We start from the raw sequence: 17,261 nt of genomic DNA, 5'->3' as shown, positions 1-17,261 counted from the left end.
TCAAAAGTTCAGCCGGATCTGGCCGGTGAGGCTGTAGGCTTCGACCTGATCGGAGAACTTCACGTCGCCGCGGACATTCGCATTGAGCTGCTTGATCGGACCGGCCGTCCCGTCGAACAGCCGCAGCGCGTCGATGCCGAGGCTCACCTCGCCGAACGTGCCGATCCCCTCGGAGGTCAGGCTCTGGCTCGCACCCGCCGCGGTCAGCCGCGAGTCGAGATCGCCACCGAACTCGTTGTAGACCGTTGCGGTGACGAAGGGCCGGACCGCTGAATCCGCCGCCTCGGAGATGAAGGTCTTGAATAGCGTGCCGCCGGCAAAGCCGACCAGGCTGTCATAGTCTTCGACCTGCAGCTTGGAGCCATCGTCGAATTCGAGCGCGCTCGAACTGATGTGGGAGTAGCTGAGGCCCGCCGTCGGCACGAAGCCGAAATCGTTCGCAAGCGGGATCGAGTAGGACACCGTGCCCGTCACGCCGACCTGACTCGAGTCGAGATCGGAATTGCCGAGGCCGAGCGACGGACCGCCGGGGTTCGTCGCGCGGTTGTTGAAGGTGAAGCCGGTGCGGCCATAGCGAAACTGCAGGTCGCCGATCAGCGTGCCCTCGCCCACGGGCTTGGAAGCCGAGGCATAGAGGCTGGCGAAGAGCTGGTCGAACTCCGCCTCGGTCACGCTGGTCTCGACGCCGTTGGTGATCACCGGCTGGGAGGTGGTGCCACCATTGTAGCCGGCGGTCGCGCCGATCGCGAGGTCGATGCCGCTTTCGCCAAGCCTGACGCAGTTGGAGTCGGCGCCGAACTGGACACCGCCATAGTCGACGTCGATATCGCTCGTCGCCGAATTGCCGATCTGGTTCGTCGTCGTGCCTTCCGCCGAGGCCGTTCCGCCCGTCCCGCGCATCCAGAGGCCGGGCGTGCAGGTGCCGTCCTCGGTCTCGTAGACCAGCGCGCTGACGAAGGGGTTGGTCGGACGGTTGACCACCGTGGTGAGCAGCGACTGCACCAGCGCGATGTTGCTGGCGACGCCGCCGGCCGAGGCGTTGACCGAGGAAACGACGGCGTAGCCGCTGCCCGTGTTGACGAAGTCGTATTCGATCAGGCTGCCGTCGATCGGAAGGTTCGCGGCCGTCAGACTGGACGAGGCGCTGCTTCCGCCGGTGGTGATCACCGCGATCGGGTTCTCCTGCAGCGTGAAGGCCTGGCTCTGCTGGTCGAAGACCACCTGGCCGGTTCCGGTCAGGTCCCCGTTGACGATGATCAGATCGCTGAGCTGCTCGCCATTGGCATTGTCGCGGCCGAGGTCGATGTCGAGAAGGTAACTGCCCCCCGCCGAGACGAGGTCGCCGTCGATCGTGAAGGTGTCCGCGACCGCGTCGTTCTGGCCGAGATCGATGGTTCCGGAGTTGGTGAAACTCGCTGCGCCGAACGTCTCGCCGCCTGAAAGCACCAGGCTGCCGGAATTGGTGAAGCTGGTCAGACCGGTGAAGTCGTTTCCATTGCCGGTGAAGAGACCGCTGTTGGCGAAGCTGCCATTGCCGGTCAGATCCCCGATCAGGCTGAAACTGCCGGTATTGAGCGAGTCGCCGTTCAGCGTTCCGGAGAGGAGCGCGGCCGCGTTGTTCGTCAGACCGCCATTGATCGTGGCGGTCGAGGTGAACGTGCCTCCATCGACCAGAACGCCATTGCCGATCGTGCCGGCGTTGAGGAACGTGCCGCCGTCGACCGTCAGCCCGCCCGAGAGCGTTCCCCCGGCCTCGTTCGACCCGGTGCCCGAACTGGTCACCCGGCCGCCGACGGTGCCGCCGGTCTGGTTGGTGAAGCTGCCGTCACTGTCGACGGTCCCACCGACCGTTCCCGCATTGGTGGCGGTGCCAGCCGCGGCGATGGTGACGTTGCCCGCGACGGAGCCGGTCCCGGCGTTCTGGAATAGACCGTCATTGACGGCGACATCTGAGCCGAAGTCGCCCGCATTGGCGACGGTGCCGTCCTGAACCGTGACGTTTCCAGCGACCATGCCGGTGTTCGTCGTCGTGCCGCTGGTGTTGGTCAGCGTCCCCGTCACGGTCCCGGCATTGCCGAAGTCGCCTGAATTCTCGACGAAGTCGATGGTTCCGGCATTGGTGGCCGTCCCGCTGTTATCGAGACCGCCCACGACCGAGCCGCCCGCCTCGTTGGCAAAGGTGCCGCCATTGGCGACCCCGCCCGAGATCGCGCCCGCATTGGTCGCCTCGCCCAGCGCGGTGATCGTCACCCCGTTCAGGATCGTGCCGCCACTGTTGTTGTCGAGAAGCCCCCCGCTTGCGACCGTCGCGCCCGCTGAGAGCGTTCCTCCGGCGTTATTCTCGACCTCGCCACCCGTGGCCGACACCAGGCCGGCGATAAAGCCGGTATTCGTGGTCATTCCCGCCGAATTCGCCAGCGTGCCGTTCAGTGTGCCGCTGTTGCGAACCGTGCCGCCGTCATTGCTGAAGTCGCCGTTCCAGATGCCGGCGTTATCGATCGTGCCGGTCCAGTTGGAGAGGACCTCGCCGTTCCAGATTCCGGCGTTCCGGATCGCACCATCGTTTTCCTCGACCGCGCCATTCCACGTGCCGCCGGCATTGTTCGAGATCGTTCCGTCGTTCCCCTCGACGGCACCGTTCCAGGTGCCGTTGTTGTCGATCGTGCCCGTGTTCGAGGCCACATCCGCGTTGTAGACGCCGTTATTCGTGACCGCGCCGGCATTCATCAGATCGTCGGAGATCGTGCCGTTGTTCACGATCTGCCCGGTCGCGAGATTGGTTACACCACCCGCCGTTGCGTCCAGCGAGCCGTTGACGGTGATCGTGCCCGCATTCGTCACGAGCCCACCGACCGTGTAGGCTCCGGCCGCCGTCACGAAGAGATCGGCGTTTTCCTGATTGTCGAACCGCCCGGTCGTCGTCACGGCGCCCGCGACGGTCACGGTGCCGGCGTTCACGACATTGCCGCCGAGCGTGCCGCCATTGGCCGTCACCGTTCCGGTTCCGGCATTGGTGACGTTTCCGCCGACGCTGCCTCCGGTCTGAGAGATAAAGCTGCCGTTATTGGCGACGTCGCCGGTGATCGTCCCCGCATTCGTCGCCGACGCGCCATCGGCGATGGTCAGGTCACGCCCGATCGTGCCCGTGGACTGGTTCGCGAATGTCCCGCCATCCACGTTGACGAAGCCGTCGATCGTTCCGGCGTTCGTGCTCGTGCCCGCCGTCTGGATCAGGTTGCCGCCGACGCTCCCGCCGTCATTGTTGGTGAAGCTGCCGGCATTCGACACGTCGTCCCCGATCGCGCCGGAATTCGTCGCCGAAGCGCCGTCCGCGATGACGACATCTTCCCCGACCGTTCCACCCGCCTGGTTGTCGAAGGTTCCGCCATTGATCGTTGCGGTGCCTGCGATGGTGCCGGCATTGCTGCTGCTGCCGCCGCTCTGGTCCAAATCCTCCGAGACCACGCCGCCGGCCTGATTGGTGAAGGTTCCGGCATTCGAGACGTCACCGTCGATCGTTCCCGCGTTGGTGGCGGTGCCACTTGTGGCGATGACGAGATCGCTCTCGACTGTCCCGGTCGCCTGGTTCCCGAAGCTGCCGCCATTGATCGTCGCCAGGCCTGCGATGATGCCGGCGTTCGTGGTGCTCCCACCGCTCTGGGTGAGATCGCCGGCGAGCGTGGCACCGTCGGCATTGGTGAAGGTGCCGGAATTGGCGATGTCGCCGGTCCAGATTCCGGCGTTCGAAAGCGTCCCGCCGGTCGTGGCATTCCCACTCCAGATGCCCGTGTTGACGATCGTGCCGCCATTCGACTGAATGTCACCGTTCCAGTCGCCGGAATTGGTGATCTCACCGAGATTGGCGACGACATCCCCTTCCACGGACCCGGCATTCGCCACCGTTCCGGAAGCCTGATTCTCGAGTCCGGCCGCAGAGACATCGAGCGCCCCGCCCGCAGCGATCGTCGCCGTTCCGGCGTTCGTCAGCGCCCCGGAAACCGTGAAGTCACCGCTGGAGGCGATGTCCAGGGACGCACCGGCCGCGTTGGCGAAGTCGCCGCCGCTCATGGCAGTGCCGGTGACGGTGAAGCTCGAATTGTTCGCGATACCGTCGTCGATGGTGCCGCCAGCCGCGATGACAGTGCCGTCATTGGTCAGCCCGCCCGCGACCAGGCCGCCGGTTTCGCTGGTGAAAACACCCGCATTCGCGACGCCGCCGGCGATCGTACCCGCATTGCTGGCACTCGCGGCCGTCGCGATCGTCACGCCGCCCGCAACGGTGGCACCGCCATTGTTGTCGAGACTGCCGCCGTTGACGGCAACCCCGCCCGACAGAGCGCCGCCGGAATTGTTGACAACGCTGCCAGCCGAGATCGTGGTCGTGCCGCCGACCGTGCCGGAATTCGTGGTGGTTCCGCCGGTATTCGTCAGATCGCCGGTGATCGACCCGTTATTAACGAAGGTGCCGCTGTTGCTGGCGGAAGCGAGCGAGCCCGACGCCTCGTTCGTCGCCGTGCCGCTGTTGGTCAGGGCGCCGGCAACCGTGCCGCTATTGGTGAAGGCCCCGGTATTGGCGACGTCACCGCCGATCGAACCCGCATTGGTTGCCGTCCCGGCATTGGTGAGGTTGCCGGTAATCTGGCCGTCATTGTCGAGCGCTCCGGCGCCCGCCACGCTCACGTCGTTCGACACGCTCGCGCCGGACTGATTGGCAAGCGTGCCGCCATCGACCGACACTGCGCCGGACAATGTCCCGCCCGCCGCGTTGACGATACTGCCATCCGCGATCGTGGTCGCACCGCCGACAGTGCCGGTGTTGGTGGTGGTGCCGCCGTTGTTGACGAGCACCCCCGAGATCGTGCCGGCATTGGTCAGCGTGCCGCTGTTGGTGGCCGACGCGATCGTGCCGCTGGTCCCATTGGTCGCCGTTCCGGTGTTGGCGAGTTCGCCGGACACCGTGCCGGTGTTGGTGAAATCGGCGGCGTTCGCGACATTGCCGTCGATCGTGCCGGCATTGGCGGCCGTGCCCGCATCGTTCGTCAGGTCGCCGGTCAGCGTGCCGCTGGCGGTGTTGGAAAACGTCCCGGTATTGGTGACGTCGCCGGTCCACCCGCCGGCGTTGACCAGGATGCCGCCGTCATTGGTGGCGTCGCCCGTCCAGCTTCCGCCGGCGTTGTTGCGCAGGATACCGGTGTTGGATGTGACGTCGCCGGTCCAGTCGCCATTGTTGGCGATGATCCCGCCGTTTGCGGTCACATCGCCATTATAGGTGCCGTCATTGGTCACCAGTCCGGCATTGGCGAGGTCGCTGGTCACCGTGCCGGAGTTCTGGATCGTGCCCGACGCCTGGTTGACGAGGCCGCCAGACGTCACTTCCAGCGAACCGTCGACCGAGACGACGCCCGCATTGGTTACCGTGTCGCCGATCGTGTAGTCGCCCCCCGCAGCGATGGACAGCGTCGCGCCCGCGGCATTGGCGAAGGCTCCGTCGCTCGTGACCGTGCCCGTCGCAGTGAAGCTGCCGGCATCGTTGACGATCCCGCCGTCGACCGCGCCGCCGGTCGCCGTGACCGTGCCGCTGTTGGTCAGACCGTTCGCGACCGTGCCGGAAGTGGTGAAGGCACCAGAGTTGTCGACGCTGTCGACGGTCCCGGCATTGGTCGCCGTGCCGGCATTGTTCAGCCCCGCAATCGTGCCGGCATTGGCGAGTGCCGCCTGGTTGACCACGTCCGAGACGAGGCTGCCCGTCGCGCCGATTTCGAGCGCGCCTGACGAGACCGTCGTGGTGCCGGAAAAGGTGTTCGCGCCGGACAGGACGAGGGTGCCATCGCCGTCGACCGCAAGATCGCTCGCCGTCGCCGGGTCGGCGTCGACAAGATCGGACGCGATCGTCGCCGTCTGGCCGCCATTGGCGACGGTCGCGGAGACCGATCCATCCAGCGCGAGCGTGCCGCCGGTGACCAGATAGCCGTCCGTCTCGAAGGCAAGTCCGCCGACAGTCTCGCTGGAGGTGACCGTGACGGTGCCACCGGTCACGCCGAAGACCGCCGAAGAGCCGGGCGTCCAATTCTGATTGGTGGTACCGCCGTCGGTGGTCCAGTTGGTGTTGCCGGCCGAGCTGTCCCAGGTGCCGGAGCCGCCATCCACCTGGGTATTGCCGCCGACCGGATCCCAGCTGAGGCTCTGAGCCGCGACGGGGGTGGCAGCGAGCCCTGCTGCCAGCAATGCGGCGGCCGGCACCGCCAGCATTGTGCTCGCCAGAAGCCTCCCCTTCCACGCAATCAATGTCGTGTCGCGTTGACCTTTGCTCGAAACCGGCATGTCTTCCATCCCCACTCCAATGTTCCGCCAACCCCCAGGTCAACTTCCCGCAAGAGAAGCAGGGCGGAGTTAATTCTCTGATAGGTTGAATTGATACTCTGAAAGCCTCCGTATTTTCAATCTTTGATAAGTTACGAAGAGTCAAAGCGTGCATTGGTTGTGACAGATTCGCATCGCATCCGATCACGGGCCCGTCGAAGAACGGGGCGTCCGCGATGGGTGGCGGATGATGCGGCGGACGGCAGAACTCGGCACACGCAGGCTTTCGGCAGAGCGCCCTACGCGCGACATTGTCAGTGCCGGTTCGAATTGTTATTTTTCGAACGTGACGATGTTTTTGGGAAAGAGACGGCCCGCGCCGCCTGCGCGTGTGAAGCTGCCGACGAGCGAGGGCTTTGCCAAGCTCTCCGACCGCGCACGCCTGCCCGGCCGCTTCTTCTATCGGCTGACATTGGCCGGCGGCTGGTAAGACCGGCGCCGCCGCTCTTCGCGGCCTCCGCCCCTTTCAAGACATGACACGCGACAGGGCCGCGCTTGCACCATCCGCGCCGCCGCCCGAGGAGAACCCGACACCATGACCATGCCGAGCGAGAAACCGCGGACGATCTATGACAAGATCTGGGACGCCCATCTGATCGAGAACCAGGAGGGCGGCTCGTCGCTCATCTATATCGACCGCCATCTCGTCCACGAGGTGACGAGCCCGCAGGCCTTTGAGGGTCTGCGCCTTGCCGGCCGCAAGGTCCATCAGCCCGCGCGCACCCTCGCCGTCGTCGACCACAACGTGCCGACGACGCCCGACCGCAAGGAAGGCATCCGCAACGAGGAAAGCCGCATCCAAGTCGAAGCGCTGGCGAAGAACGCCGCCGATTTCGGCATCGAATATTTCGACGCCGCCGACGACCGCCAGGGCATCGTCCATATCATCGGCCCCGAACAGGGATTCACCCTGCCCGGCATGACCATCGTCTGCGGCGACAGCCACACCTCCACCCACGGCGCCTTCGGCGCTTTGGCGCACGGCATCGGCACGTCGGAGGTGGAGCATGTTCTCGCCACCCAGACGCTGATCCAGTCCAAGGCCAAGAACATGCTGGTCGAGGTCGACGGGCCGATCCCCGAAGGCATCACCGCCAAGGACATCATCCTCGCCATCATCGGCGAGATCGGCACCGCCGGCGGCACCGGCTATGTCATCGAATATGCCGGCGAAGCGATCCGGCAGCTCTCGATGGAAGGCCGGATGACGATCTGCAACATGTCGATCGAAGGCGGCGCCCGCGCCGGCCTGATCGCACCGGACGAGACCACCTTCGCCTATATCAAGGACAAGCCCCGCGCCCCGAAGGGCGAAGAGTTCGAGCGCGCCGTTGCCTACTGGAAGACGCTGCGCTCCGATCCCGGCGCCCATTACGACAAGGTGGTCAAGCTCGACGCCCGCAATCTGCCGCCGATCGTCACCTGGGGCTCCTCGCCGGAAGACGTTGCGACCATCGATGGCGTCGTGCCGGACCCCAAGGACATCGAGAACGAGAACAAGCGCAAGTCCAAGCAGCGTGCGCTGGAATATATGGGCCTCACCCCCGGCACGAAGATGACCGACATCACCATCGACCGGGTGTTTCTGGGCTCCTGCACCAATGGCCGCATCGAGGATCTGCGCGCCGCCGCGAAGGTTGTCGAGGGCCGGAAGGTGGCGGACAGCGTCTCGGCCATGGTCGTGCCGGGCTCCGGCCTCGTGAAGCTGCAGGCGGAAGCCGAGGGTCTCGACAAGATCTTCAAGGACGCCGGCTTCGAATGGCGCGAGGCCGGCTGCTCCATGTGCCTCGGCATGAACGAAGACCGCCTCGCCCCCTATGAGCGCTGCGCCTCCACCTCGAACCGCAATTTCGAAGGCCGCCAGGGCTCCAAGGGCCGCACCCACCTCGTGTCGCCAGCGATGGCGGCGGCGGCGGCGATCGCGGGGCGGTTCGTGGATGTACGGGAATGGGGCAAGGCGGAAACGCTGGAGCCGGCGGAGTAATCAGGACGAACCGCCGGCCTCGCGCATCAGTCGTTCGAGCCTCGGCACAAAGTCACGGTCGGTCGGTACCAGCCGGCCGGTCGATTCGAGGTCGCGGGCAATGGCGAGTGCCGCCTGGTAGTGCATCGAAGGCTCCACACCGGCTGCACCAAGCTTCCAGTGAGAGACGATCAAATCGCGCTGCAGCCCGGCATTCGACGGGTCCGCGACGGCCAGACGCTCCCTGATCGTGAGGCCCGACTGAAACGCGGTCGCGGCCTCATCAAGCTTGCCTTGCGCGATCCGAACGTTGCCGATCTTCTCGTGGCTCACCGAAAGATCGCGCTGCAGACCGGCATTCGAGGTGTCCCCGCCGGCCAGACGGCTGAGAATGTCATGCGCCGCCTGAAACGCGGTGGCGGCCTCCTCAAGCTTGCCTTGCGCGATCCGAACGTTGCCGATCTTATTGTGGCTCACCGACAGATCGCGCTGCAGGCCGGCATTCGAGGGGTCCGCGACGGCCAGACGCTCCCTGATTGTAAGACCCGCCTGAAACGCGGTCGCGGCCTCATCAAGCTTGCCTTGCGCGATCCGAACTTCGCCAATCTTAGTGTGGCTCACCGACAGATCGCGATGCAGACCGGCATTCGAGGGGTCCGCGCCGGCCAGGCGCTCGTCGATGATGAGACTCGCCTGAAACGCGGTGGTGGCCTCATCAAGCTTGCCTTGCGCGATCCGAACTTCGCCAATCTTAGTGTGGCTCACCGACAGATCGCGATGCAGACCGGCATTCAAGGGGTCCGCACCAGCCAGACGCTCGGCGATGGCGAGACCCGTCTGAAACGCGGTGGCGGCCTCTTCAAGCTTGCCTTGCGCGATCCGAACGTCGCCGATCTTCTCGTGGCTCACCGAAAGATCGCGCTGCAGACCGGCATTCGAGGGGTCCCCGCCGGCCAGACGCTCGGCGATGGCGAGACCCGTCTGAAACGCGGTGGCGGCCTCCTCAAGCTTGCCTTGCGCGATCCGAACGTCGCCAATCATATTGTGGCTCACCGAGAGATCGCGATGCAGACCGGCATTCGAGGGGTCCCCGCCGGCCAGACGCTCGGCGATGGCGAGACCCGTCTGAAACGCGGTGGCGGCCTCTTCAAGCTTGCCTTGCGCGATCCGAACATCGCCGATCTTAATATAGCTCAACCAAAGATCGCGCTGCAGACCGGCATTCGAGGGGTCCGCCCCGGCCAGACGGCTAAGAATGTCATGCATCGCCTGAAACGCGGTGGCCGCCTCCTCAAGCTTGCCTTGCGCGATCTGAACCTCGCCGATCCTCTCGTGGCTCACCGAAAGATCACGCTGCAGCACGCCATTCACGGGGTCCTCAAAAGCTGCCGCCTCCTGGATTGCATGACATTTTTCGTATGCCGCGACCGCTTTGGACAAGCTGCCGCGCTTTACCAAAACATCCGCCTTCTTGCTCCAGGCGATCGACAAGTCGCGCTGAAGTCCATGGCGATCAGCAACCTTTTCGGCAGCGTCGTAACATGACAAAGCCTCACCGATGTCGCCGCGGAGGGTCCAAATGTCCCCGCTCTCGAAATGCGGCCAGGGGGCGGCGGGATCGAGGGCCGCCGCCTCGGCGAAGGCGGTGAGCGCCTCATCGTAGCGGTAGACGGCTTTGAGGATTTCCGCCTTTTCCATGCGCATGCGGGCGCGGCCGCGTTTGCGCGCGGCATCGGCCTCCTGTTCTTCGGCTTCGGCGCGATCGAGAATCGCCACGGCACCGTCCGGGTCGAGCTGACGCAGCTTGGCGCGGGCGGCCTTGATCGCCGCCTGAACCTCGATCGGATCGTTGAAGGCCTGGGGGCGTTGCTCCGCCCGCTTGAGGAGATCGGCGACGGCGGCGCGGATGGCCTCCTCGAACCGCGCTTCGGGCACCTCCCGACCAACGGCTTCGAAGAGCGGGCGGAGATTTTCGGGCGGGACGCCATTCCTGGCCGCGATCGCCTGAAGAACCGCCTCGTGCTTTTCGTCGCGATCCTTCTGCGCTGTGTCGAACCCTTCCGCGATTTGCCGCTCAAGGTGCTCCAGCGCCGGCACGAAGGCCGCTTCCATCCGCAGCATCACCGTCAGGACATCGAGCCCCAGCGCCTTGATCTCGGCCAGACCCTCAACGACGTAAATGTTGCGGAAAACATCGTTGGTCTTGATCTGCCGGGCGATGAATCCGCCAAAGTCCGCGACATAGCCCTTGCCGGGCTCGGATGAACGGAAATGCGCCTCGAAGCCCGGTGGCTCGGTCAGGCGCCGCTCGGCGAAGATCGCGCGGAAGGCGGCAAGCGCCTGATCCTCGGCGCCGTCCTTCAAGGCGGCGGCGCGCTCGCCGGCCGGCCCCTGATGGGGCGCAAGCAGAACCGCGTCGATGGTGCCGGCCAGAGTCGTGTTGAGGTCGAACTGGAGATCGCCTTCCTTGGCCTCTTCGGCATAACGATGGAGACGGCGGCATTCGGCGAGCATTTCGTCGTAGAAGGCGCGCTCGGCACTGGGCAGTCTATCCCAGCCGCCCGGATCGGATTTCCGGAAGTCCTTGATCAGAACCTCAAGCGCCTGGGCATGAGCGATCTGCACGGCCCGGGCGACGTGATGATTGGCCGGCAGGCCCTTCCAGGCCGTGACCTTGTTGCGCAAACCCGCAAGGACGCCGCAAAGGCCACGATCGGTCGTCGACCCCAGCGCGCCACCCGCCGCGGCACCCAGCCCCCAAAGCGCCAGCCCGCCAAGCGTGATCGGATCCGCCATGCCTGCTCCCGAAAAGACACTCCGGGACAAAGATGGCGTTGAAATGAAACAGACGCAACGTCTGCGGGCAGCATGCGGGGCTTTCCTTTGTAGAGAGCCAAGCCATGCGATTAGCCCGATCTCCCCCCTTGCGGGGGAGATGGGTGGCAACCCAGAGGGGGGTGCGGCGCCGGCATTCGAATGGTGGCGGCAGGCTTACCCCCCTCTGCCTGCCGGCATCTCCCCCGCAAGGGGGGAGATCGATGCGTCGATGTCGGTTCACTATCTCAAACGATGGCGCCAGCCTCACCCCCTACTCCACCAGCGCCCCATGCCCCCCGACCACCCGGGCGGCGAGGCGGTGGCCGGCGCGGGTGGCGTCGGCGGGGCTGGCGCCGGAGAGGCGGGCCGCGAGATAGGCGGCGTTGAAGCTGTCGCCGGCGCCGGTCGTGTCCACCACCTCGACCGATGTGACCGAGGGGATCGTCTCCTCGCCATCCGCCGAGAGCGAGAAGGCCGGTTTCGCGCCGTCCTTCACGACGATCTCGCTGACGCCGAGATCGCGGTAGTGCCGGGCGGTCGCGGCTGGCGTCTCGTCGCCGAACGCGCCTTTTTCGTCGTCGAAGCTTGGCAGGCAGTGGGTCGAGACCTTCGCCGCCGCCTCGATCGCCCGCCGGGCCGCGTCCATGTCCGGCCAGAGGCGGGGGCGGATATTGGGGTCGAAGGCGACCATGCGCCCGGCTTCCTTGGCGCGGCCGAGATGGGCGATCAGCCGGGCCCGGTCTTCGTCTGGCAGGATCGCGAGGGTGATGCCGGAGAAATAGAGAGCGTCGCCGTCCGCCAGCGCCGTTTCGAGATGCGCCGCGTCGCCGGCGAGCTGCTTCGCAGCCGAGGTGTCGCGCCAGTAGGAGAAGGTCCGTTCGCCATTCTTGAGATGGATCATGTAGAGCCCCGGCATGGCGGCGGGGATGCGCCGGATCGTGTCGGTCGCGACGCCGGACGCCTCGAAGAAGGCCAGCATCTCGTCGGAAACGGTATCGGTGCCGAGCGCCGTCAGATAGGCGACCTGCCAGCCGGCGGGCAGATGCCGCTTCAGATGCCAGGCGGTGTTGAAGGTGTCGCCGGCAAAGCCCCTTCGGTAGAGCCCCTCGCCCGCCACCGAGAGTTCGACCATGCATTCGCCGATCGCGACGAGGCGGCCTTCAGTCTTGTCGTTCAACGCATCACTCCGCACTGCCGGCGCAGAAGGAGAAAACGCGCCGATTCTTAAAGCATCAGACCAGCGTGAGACCCGATTCCGAAAGCGGGTCTCACGCTGAAGTTCTCGCCGTCGATACGTTGAGCCCGCTCTTGCAGAGCCAGCCCGCTAATCTGAGTTGATTCACTCTCAGTCGTTGGGCTTCATGCCAAAGGGCAGGCGGATCAGCGGCTTACCGTCGCCGCGGTCACGCCCCTCTGCTCCACGCCTGTCCCGATCACCGCGCCCGCCACGATCATCGTCGCGCCCGCGGCGAAAGCGGTCGTCGCCGCGGTCGGGACGACGGTCGCGCCAGTCGGGGCCGCGGCCGTCCCGGTCGCGCCAGTCCGGCCGGCGGTCTCCCCGACGATCCGGGCCACGGTCGCGCCAGTCGGGTCTGCGGTCGCGCCATTCAGACCCTCGTCCCCAGCCCGGGCGGCGATCGTCGCGATCGTCGAACCGGTCGTGCCGACGGCCGCGACGATCGCCCCAGTCGTCCCGATGGCGCCGGTCGTAACGATCACGCTGGCGATAGAAGTCCCGGCCGCGATAATGGTCGCCCCAATAGCCGTCGACCGAGAAGGTGATCACCGGGGCGGAATAGGGATCGAAGGCCCGATCCCGACCGCGCCGGACGGCATAGGCGATGTAGTTCGCCGACATCCAGCCGCGCTGGCCATGGTAGCGCACATCGCACCAGGAGCGGGTCTCGAGGCAGCCGAAGACGCGAACGGCATCGCCGCTGCCGACGACGTCGACGACGGGATAGTCGGTGGACGGCCCGGCGCGCAGATTGACGTCGGTGGTGGCGATGGCGCGCTCGGACGCTGCGGCCAGCGACGGCACGGCCATGGTGCCGGCGAGAATGGCAGCTGCGAAAAGACTGAGCTTCATGGGTTTCCCTCCTGCCCGAATTCTTCGAGGCCGAACCGCTTCCGGCCTTCTTATGAGGAGAAAAACATATTCTACCCGAACTGTTCCGGAACGCCGCCGTTATCTGCCGTTCATCTTAACCGATCGCAAAGATCGCAGGACCCGTGGCAAAGGTTCCGGCTCTAAAGCCGGGATTCGATCGCATCCCAGATCATCGCCGCGATATCGTGGCCGCCGAAGCGGCTGACCTCGCGGATGCCCGTCGGGGACGTGACGTTGATTTCGGTCAGATAGCCGCCGATCACGTCGATGCCGACGAAGAGCAGATTGTTCTTCTTCAAGGCCGGGGCGATCCGCTCGCAGATCTCGCGTTCCCGGTCGGTGAGTTCCGTCGCCGTCGCCTGGCCGCCCACATGCATGTTGGAGCGCGCGTCGGTTTCGGCCGGGACGCGGTTGATGGCGCCGGCGATCTCGCCATCCACCAGGATGATGCGCTTGTCGCCCTGGCGCACGTCCTTCAGGTACCGCTGGATGACATAGGGCTCGCGAAACATCAGCCCGAAGGTCTCGATGAAGGAGGTCATGTTGCGATCCTCCCTGGTGATGTGGAAGACGCCGGCGCCGCCATTGCCGTAGAGCGGCTTCATGACGATCTCGCCGAACTCGGCACGGAAATGCATGATTTCCGCCGCGTCCTTGGTGATCAGCGTCTCGGGCATCAGATCGGGGAATTCGGTGACGAAGACCTTTTCCGGCGCGTTGCGCACCGCGGCCGGATCGTTGACCACCAGGGTCTTCGGCTGCACGCGCTCCAGGATGTGCGTCGAGGTGATATAGGCCATGTCGAAGGGCGGGTCCTGGCGCAGAAGCACCACATCGACGTCGGACAGGCTGAACTTCTCCTGGGTGCCGAGGGTGTAGTGGTTCCCCTCCTCTTCCCTCAGCTCCATCGTCTCGCCGCGCACGGTGACCTTGCCGTCGCGCAGCGACAGACGGTCGGGCGTGTAGTGGAAGAGCCTGTGCCCCCGCTTCTGCGCCTCGAGGCAGAGCGCGAAGGTGGAATCTCCCTTGATCGAGATGGACGACACATGATCCATCTGAACCGCGACATCGAGCGCCATGGTGGCATCTCCGCTTTAAAGTCATCGTTGTGGCAGGTGGTAGCGCTGCTTGTGGGGACTGGCAATGGCCGCCGGCGTGGCCGCCCCGTTCCCCGATCGCGAACGGGCGTATTGTCGGCACAGCGGTCACATCTTGGGCAACAAGCCCTCCCGCCTGGTGCGATTTCGAACCGGGATCAGGCCGGAACAAGCAACGGCATGTTTTTTGCCTGACAAAACGGGCGATGCGGCGTTTTGGGACGCCCGACATCGCCGAACGAACGGTCCCTGCAGCTTCGAGGCTACTCGCGTGGAGCACTACGATTTCATCGTCATCGGCAGCGGCCCTTCCGGGCGCCGCGCCGCGGTCCAGGCGGCAAAGCTCGGCCGCGACGTTCTGGTGGTCGAGCGCGGCCGCAAGGTGGGGGGCGTGTCCGTCCACACCGGCACGATCCCGTCCAAGACCCTGCGCGAGACGGCGCTGAACCTTTCCGGCTGGCGCGAGCGCGGCTTTTACGGCCGCTCCTACCGCGTCAAGCAGGATATCACCGCCGACGATCTGCGCACCCGCCTGCAGCTGACGCTCACCCACGAGGTCGAGGTACTGGAACACCAGTTCGCTCGCAACCGGGTGGAAACCGCCAGCGGCGAGGCGCGCTTCATCGATGCCCATACCATCGAGGTGACCGGCGACGAGGGCGAGATGCACCGCTACTCGGCCGACAAGTTCCTGATCGCCGTCGGCACGGTGCCGTTTCGCCCGGACTACATCCCCTTCGACGGCAAGACCGTCTTCGACAGCGACGAGATCCTCGACATCCCGAGGCTTCCCCGGTCGCTTGCCGTCATCGGCGCGGGCGTGATCGGCGTCGAATACGCGACCATCTTCCAGGCACTCGACGTGCGCGTCACCCTGGTCGAGCCGCGCAACTCCATGCTCGACTTCATCGACCGCGAACTGGTGCAGGATTTCACCTATCAGCTTCGCGATGCCGGCATGGCGCTGCGCTTCGGCAACAAGGTGGAGGCCGTCACCCGGCATGAGGACGGCCTCTGCGAGATCGCCCTCGAAGGCGGCCGCAAGGTGCGCAGCCACATGCTGCTGTTTGCCGCCGGGCGCATGGGCGCCACCGGCAGCCTCGATCTTCAGGCCTGCGGTCTCGCCTCCGATCACCGGGGCCGCCTCGAAGTCGACCCGAAGACCCTCCAGACGTCCGTTCCGCACATCTATGCCGCCGGCGACGTGATCGGCTTTCCGAGCCTCGCCTCCACTTCGATGGAACAGGGCCGCATCGCCGCCTGCCACGCGCTCGGCGCGACGGCGCACGAGCCGCCCGAATATTTCCCCTATGGCATCTATTCCGTGCCGGAAATGTCGACCGTCGGCATGTCGGAGGCCGAAGTGATCGAGCGCGGCATCCCCTACGAGGTGGGCGTCGCGCGCTTCCGTGAGACCTCGCGCGGCCACATCATGGGCCTCGACAAGGGCATGCTGAAGATGATCTTCTCCTTGAAGACCCAGCGCCTGCTCGGCTGCCACATCGTCGGCGAAGGCGCGACCGAGCTGATCCATATCGGTCAGGCCGTCCTCAACCTCAAAGGCACGCTGAACTATTTCGTCGAGAACACCTTCAACTATCCGACGCTGGCGGAAGCCTACAAGGTGGCGGCGCTGGATGCGTATAACCGGATGGCCGTCATCGACGCGGCACCGCATATTTCGGGCGACGTGTGAGGGGTAAGCGATAGCGCTTTCTCGGGGCGTTGGTAAAGATGAGCTCGAATTGATTGGCCGCGACGAGAGGGACGAGCGGGATCTGAGCTGAGCCGGAAGGAGACCAGCAGCCTTGGAGCAAAACTAGCGGAAAGCTACCGTTTCGAAGACGATAAATGGGGGTTATTGCTGTCAACCGAACCGGCAATAGTTCTGATGAAGTCGAAGTGACCCAGCCAGACCGGGAGGAACCTGAATGACAAACAAGGGCAAGACAGAGACCGTTACCAGGACTGGCCCGACCGCTCCGTCGACCCTCCACGATGGTATGCCTATTGCCGACAAGCGGGTTCGTTTTGGGAAAGGCTCTGGCAAATGGTTTCTGGTTTTCTGTGCCGTGATTATCTGCGCGATCCTGCTCTACGTTGAGGGCGTTGTCTGAGCGAAAACTCCGAGCCGCTGCGCGTCTGACCCATCGGAGGCCCAGTCGCAGTTGTAGCTATGGGCCGACTGCGGACTGGCTGCTTCTTGACGATATTGTTGAAAGCTGCCCTGCGGCCCTCTGCCCTTCACCGTCATTTCAACCGTTGCCGTCGCATGGTGGAAACAGACGGGCGCTTCTTGATCTGGACGGTGAGGCTGGTTGAACGCCTGCACTGGAAAAGACGTTCATACACTCTCGTAGAATACTATCAGTGCTTTGCAGTATGAGACATTTGCGTTTGGAAATCCATTGACGATCAAATGCTTTTTGAAGTCTCGGGCATTTTTGGCTGTATTGGTGGGTCGCCAGGAGTGATACAGATGAATCACCTCGAACGAACCGATGCATTTATTAATTAGATAGCGATCAATAGCGCTTGCTGACTTCGAAAATATGGCTAGATACTTTAGAAGCGTTGAATGCGAAATTTTACCCGAAACTCGATCCACCAGATCGGAAGGCTCAGGCACATGCAGGGAGCGACCGAAACCATGGGCAAATTGGTTTCGAAGATCTCTCATCTTCTCTAGCTCTGCGACTGGAAACATGAGTGAGGTATCTGTCTCGCCGAAGATGCGCTTGAAGTTTGCCAGCCGTGTTCCCCACTCAGATCGGGTGAGTGATTTCTAGTCAGATTCGTAGTCTATTTCGACGCCGCTTTTTAGGAGAACAATGCCATCTAAAGTACGTGATGCGCCAAATCGACAAAGCGGATCAGACATCAACCCGGTTCGAACGACCCGGCTAATGTACGC

The 17,261-nt window shown here is 64.6% G+C and carries 9 protein-coding genes; 4 read left to right on the top strand and 5 right to left on the bottom strand.

What is annotated here, in order from left to right:
• On the bottom strand, positions 1-6,321 hold the full coding sequence (locus MF134_RS13295) for a hypothetical protein (RefSeq protein ID WP_255339958.1): 6,321 nt from the start codon (positions 6,319-6,321) through the stop codon (positions 1-3).
• A 226-nt stretch (positions 6,322-6,547) separates the two neighbouring features.
• Here MF134_RS13295 and MF134_RS13290 point away from each other — a divergent pair, with 226 nt between their 5' ends.
• Positions 6,548-6,790 (top strand): hypothetical protein, encoded by a 243-nt coding sequence (locus MF134_RS13290; RefSeq protein WP_255339957.1) that lies wholly within the window; start codon positions 6,548-6,550, stop codon positions 6,788-6,790.
• Positions 6,791-6,895: 105 nt separating this feature from the next.
• Positions 6,896-8,344 carry a 3-isopropylmalate dehydratase large subunit gene (leuC, locus tag MF134_RS13285; RefSeq protein ID WP_255339956.1) on the top strand — a complete coding sequence of 483 codons (1,449 nt, stop codon included), beginning with the start codon at positions 6,896-6,898 and terminating at the stop codon, positions 8,342-8,344.
• Here the strand turns inward: leuC and MF134_RS13280 are convergent, their stop codons facing one another.
• The 4 genes from MF134_RS13280 to gshB all read right to left on the bottom strand — a co-directional run bounded on the left by MF134_RS13280 (position 8,345) and on the right by gshB (position 14,329).
• Positions 8,345-11,119, bottom strand: a complete 2,775-nt coding sequence (locus tag MF134_RS13280) for a tetratricopeptide repeat protein (protein ID WP_255339955.1) — start codon at positions 11,117-11,119, stop codon at positions 8,345-8,347.
• Positions 11,120-11,411: 292 nt separating this feature from the next.
• Complete coding sequence (locus MF134_RS13275) at positions 11,412-12,317, bottom strand: sugar kinase (RefSeq protein ID WP_255339954.1); 906 nt, start codon at positions 12,315-12,317, stop codon at positions 11,412-11,414.
• Between the two features lie 168 nt (positions 12,318-12,485).
• A complete protein-coding gene (locus tag MF134_RS23855; RefSeq protein WP_304363763.1) occupies positions 12,486-13,229 on the bottom strand; it encodes an SH3 domain-containing protein in 744 nt (247 codons plus the stop codon).
• Positions 13,230-13,390: 161 nt separating this feature from the next.
• On the bottom strand, positions 13,391-14,329 hold the full coding sequence (gene gshB / locus MF134_RS13265; protein WP_255339953.1) for a glutathione synthase: 939 nt from the start codon (positions 14,327-14,329) through the stop codon (positions 13,391-13,393).
• Between the two features lie 289 nt (positions 14,330-14,618).
• Between gshB and sthA the strand changes: the two genes are divergently transcribed.
• Both sthA and MF134_RS13255 read left to right on the top strand, forming a co-directional pair.
• Positions 14,619-16,043, top strand: coding sequence for a Si-specific NAD(P)(+) transhydrogenase (gene sthA, locus MF134_RS13260; protein ID WP_255339952.1), 1,425 nt, complete (start codon positions 14,619-14,621; stop codon positions 16,041-16,043).
• Positions 16,044-16,278: 235 nt separating this feature from the next.
• On the top strand, positions 16,279-16,464 hold the full coding sequence (locus MF134_RS13255; RefSeq protein ID WP_255339951.1) for a hypothetical protein: 186 nt from the start codon (positions 16,279-16,281) through the stop codon (positions 16,462-16,464).
• The last annotated feature ends 797 nt before the right edge of the window (positions 16,465-17,261 follow it).

Origin of the sequence: Jiella marina, from assembly GCF_024359545.1 — a bacterium.
Classification (GTDB): domain Bacteria; phylum Pseudomonadota; class Alphaproteobacteria; order Rhizobiales; family Rhizobiaceae; genus Jiella.
The sequence above is the reverse complement of the archived record's forward strand: the minus strand, read 5'-3'. Positions and strand labels throughout refer to the sequence as shown.

Excerpts from the sequence above, each read along its gene's own strand:
- MF134_RS13295 (WP_255339958.1), bottom strand. The coding sequence starts at position 6,321 with ATGCCGGTTTCGAGCAAAGGTCAACGCGACACGACATTGATTGCGTGG.
- MF134_RS23855 (WP_304363763.1), bottom strand. The coding sequence starts at position 13,229 with ATGAAGCTCAGTCTTTTCGCAGCTGCCATTCTCGCCGGCACCATGGCC.
- leuC (WP_255339956.1), top strand. The coding sequence starts at position 6,896 with ATGACCATGCCGAGCGAGAAACCGCGGACGATCTATGACAAGATCTGG.
- MF134_RS13280 (WP_255339955.1), bottom strand. The coding sequence starts at position 11,119 with ATGGCGGATCCGATCACGCTTGGCGGGCTGGCGCTTTGGGGGCTGGGT.
- gshB (WP_255339953.1), bottom strand. The coding sequence starts at position 14,329 with ATGGCGCTCGATGTCGCGGTTCAGATGGATCATGTGTCGTCCATCTCG.
- MF134_RS13255 (WP_255339951.1), top strand. The coding sequence starts at position 16,279 with ATGACAAACAAGGGCAAGACAGAGACCGTTACCAGGACTGGCCCGACC.
- MF134_RS13290 (WP_255339957.1), top strand. The coding sequence starts at position 6,548 with ATGATGCGGCGGACGGCAGAACTCGGCACACGCAGGCTTTCGGCAGAG.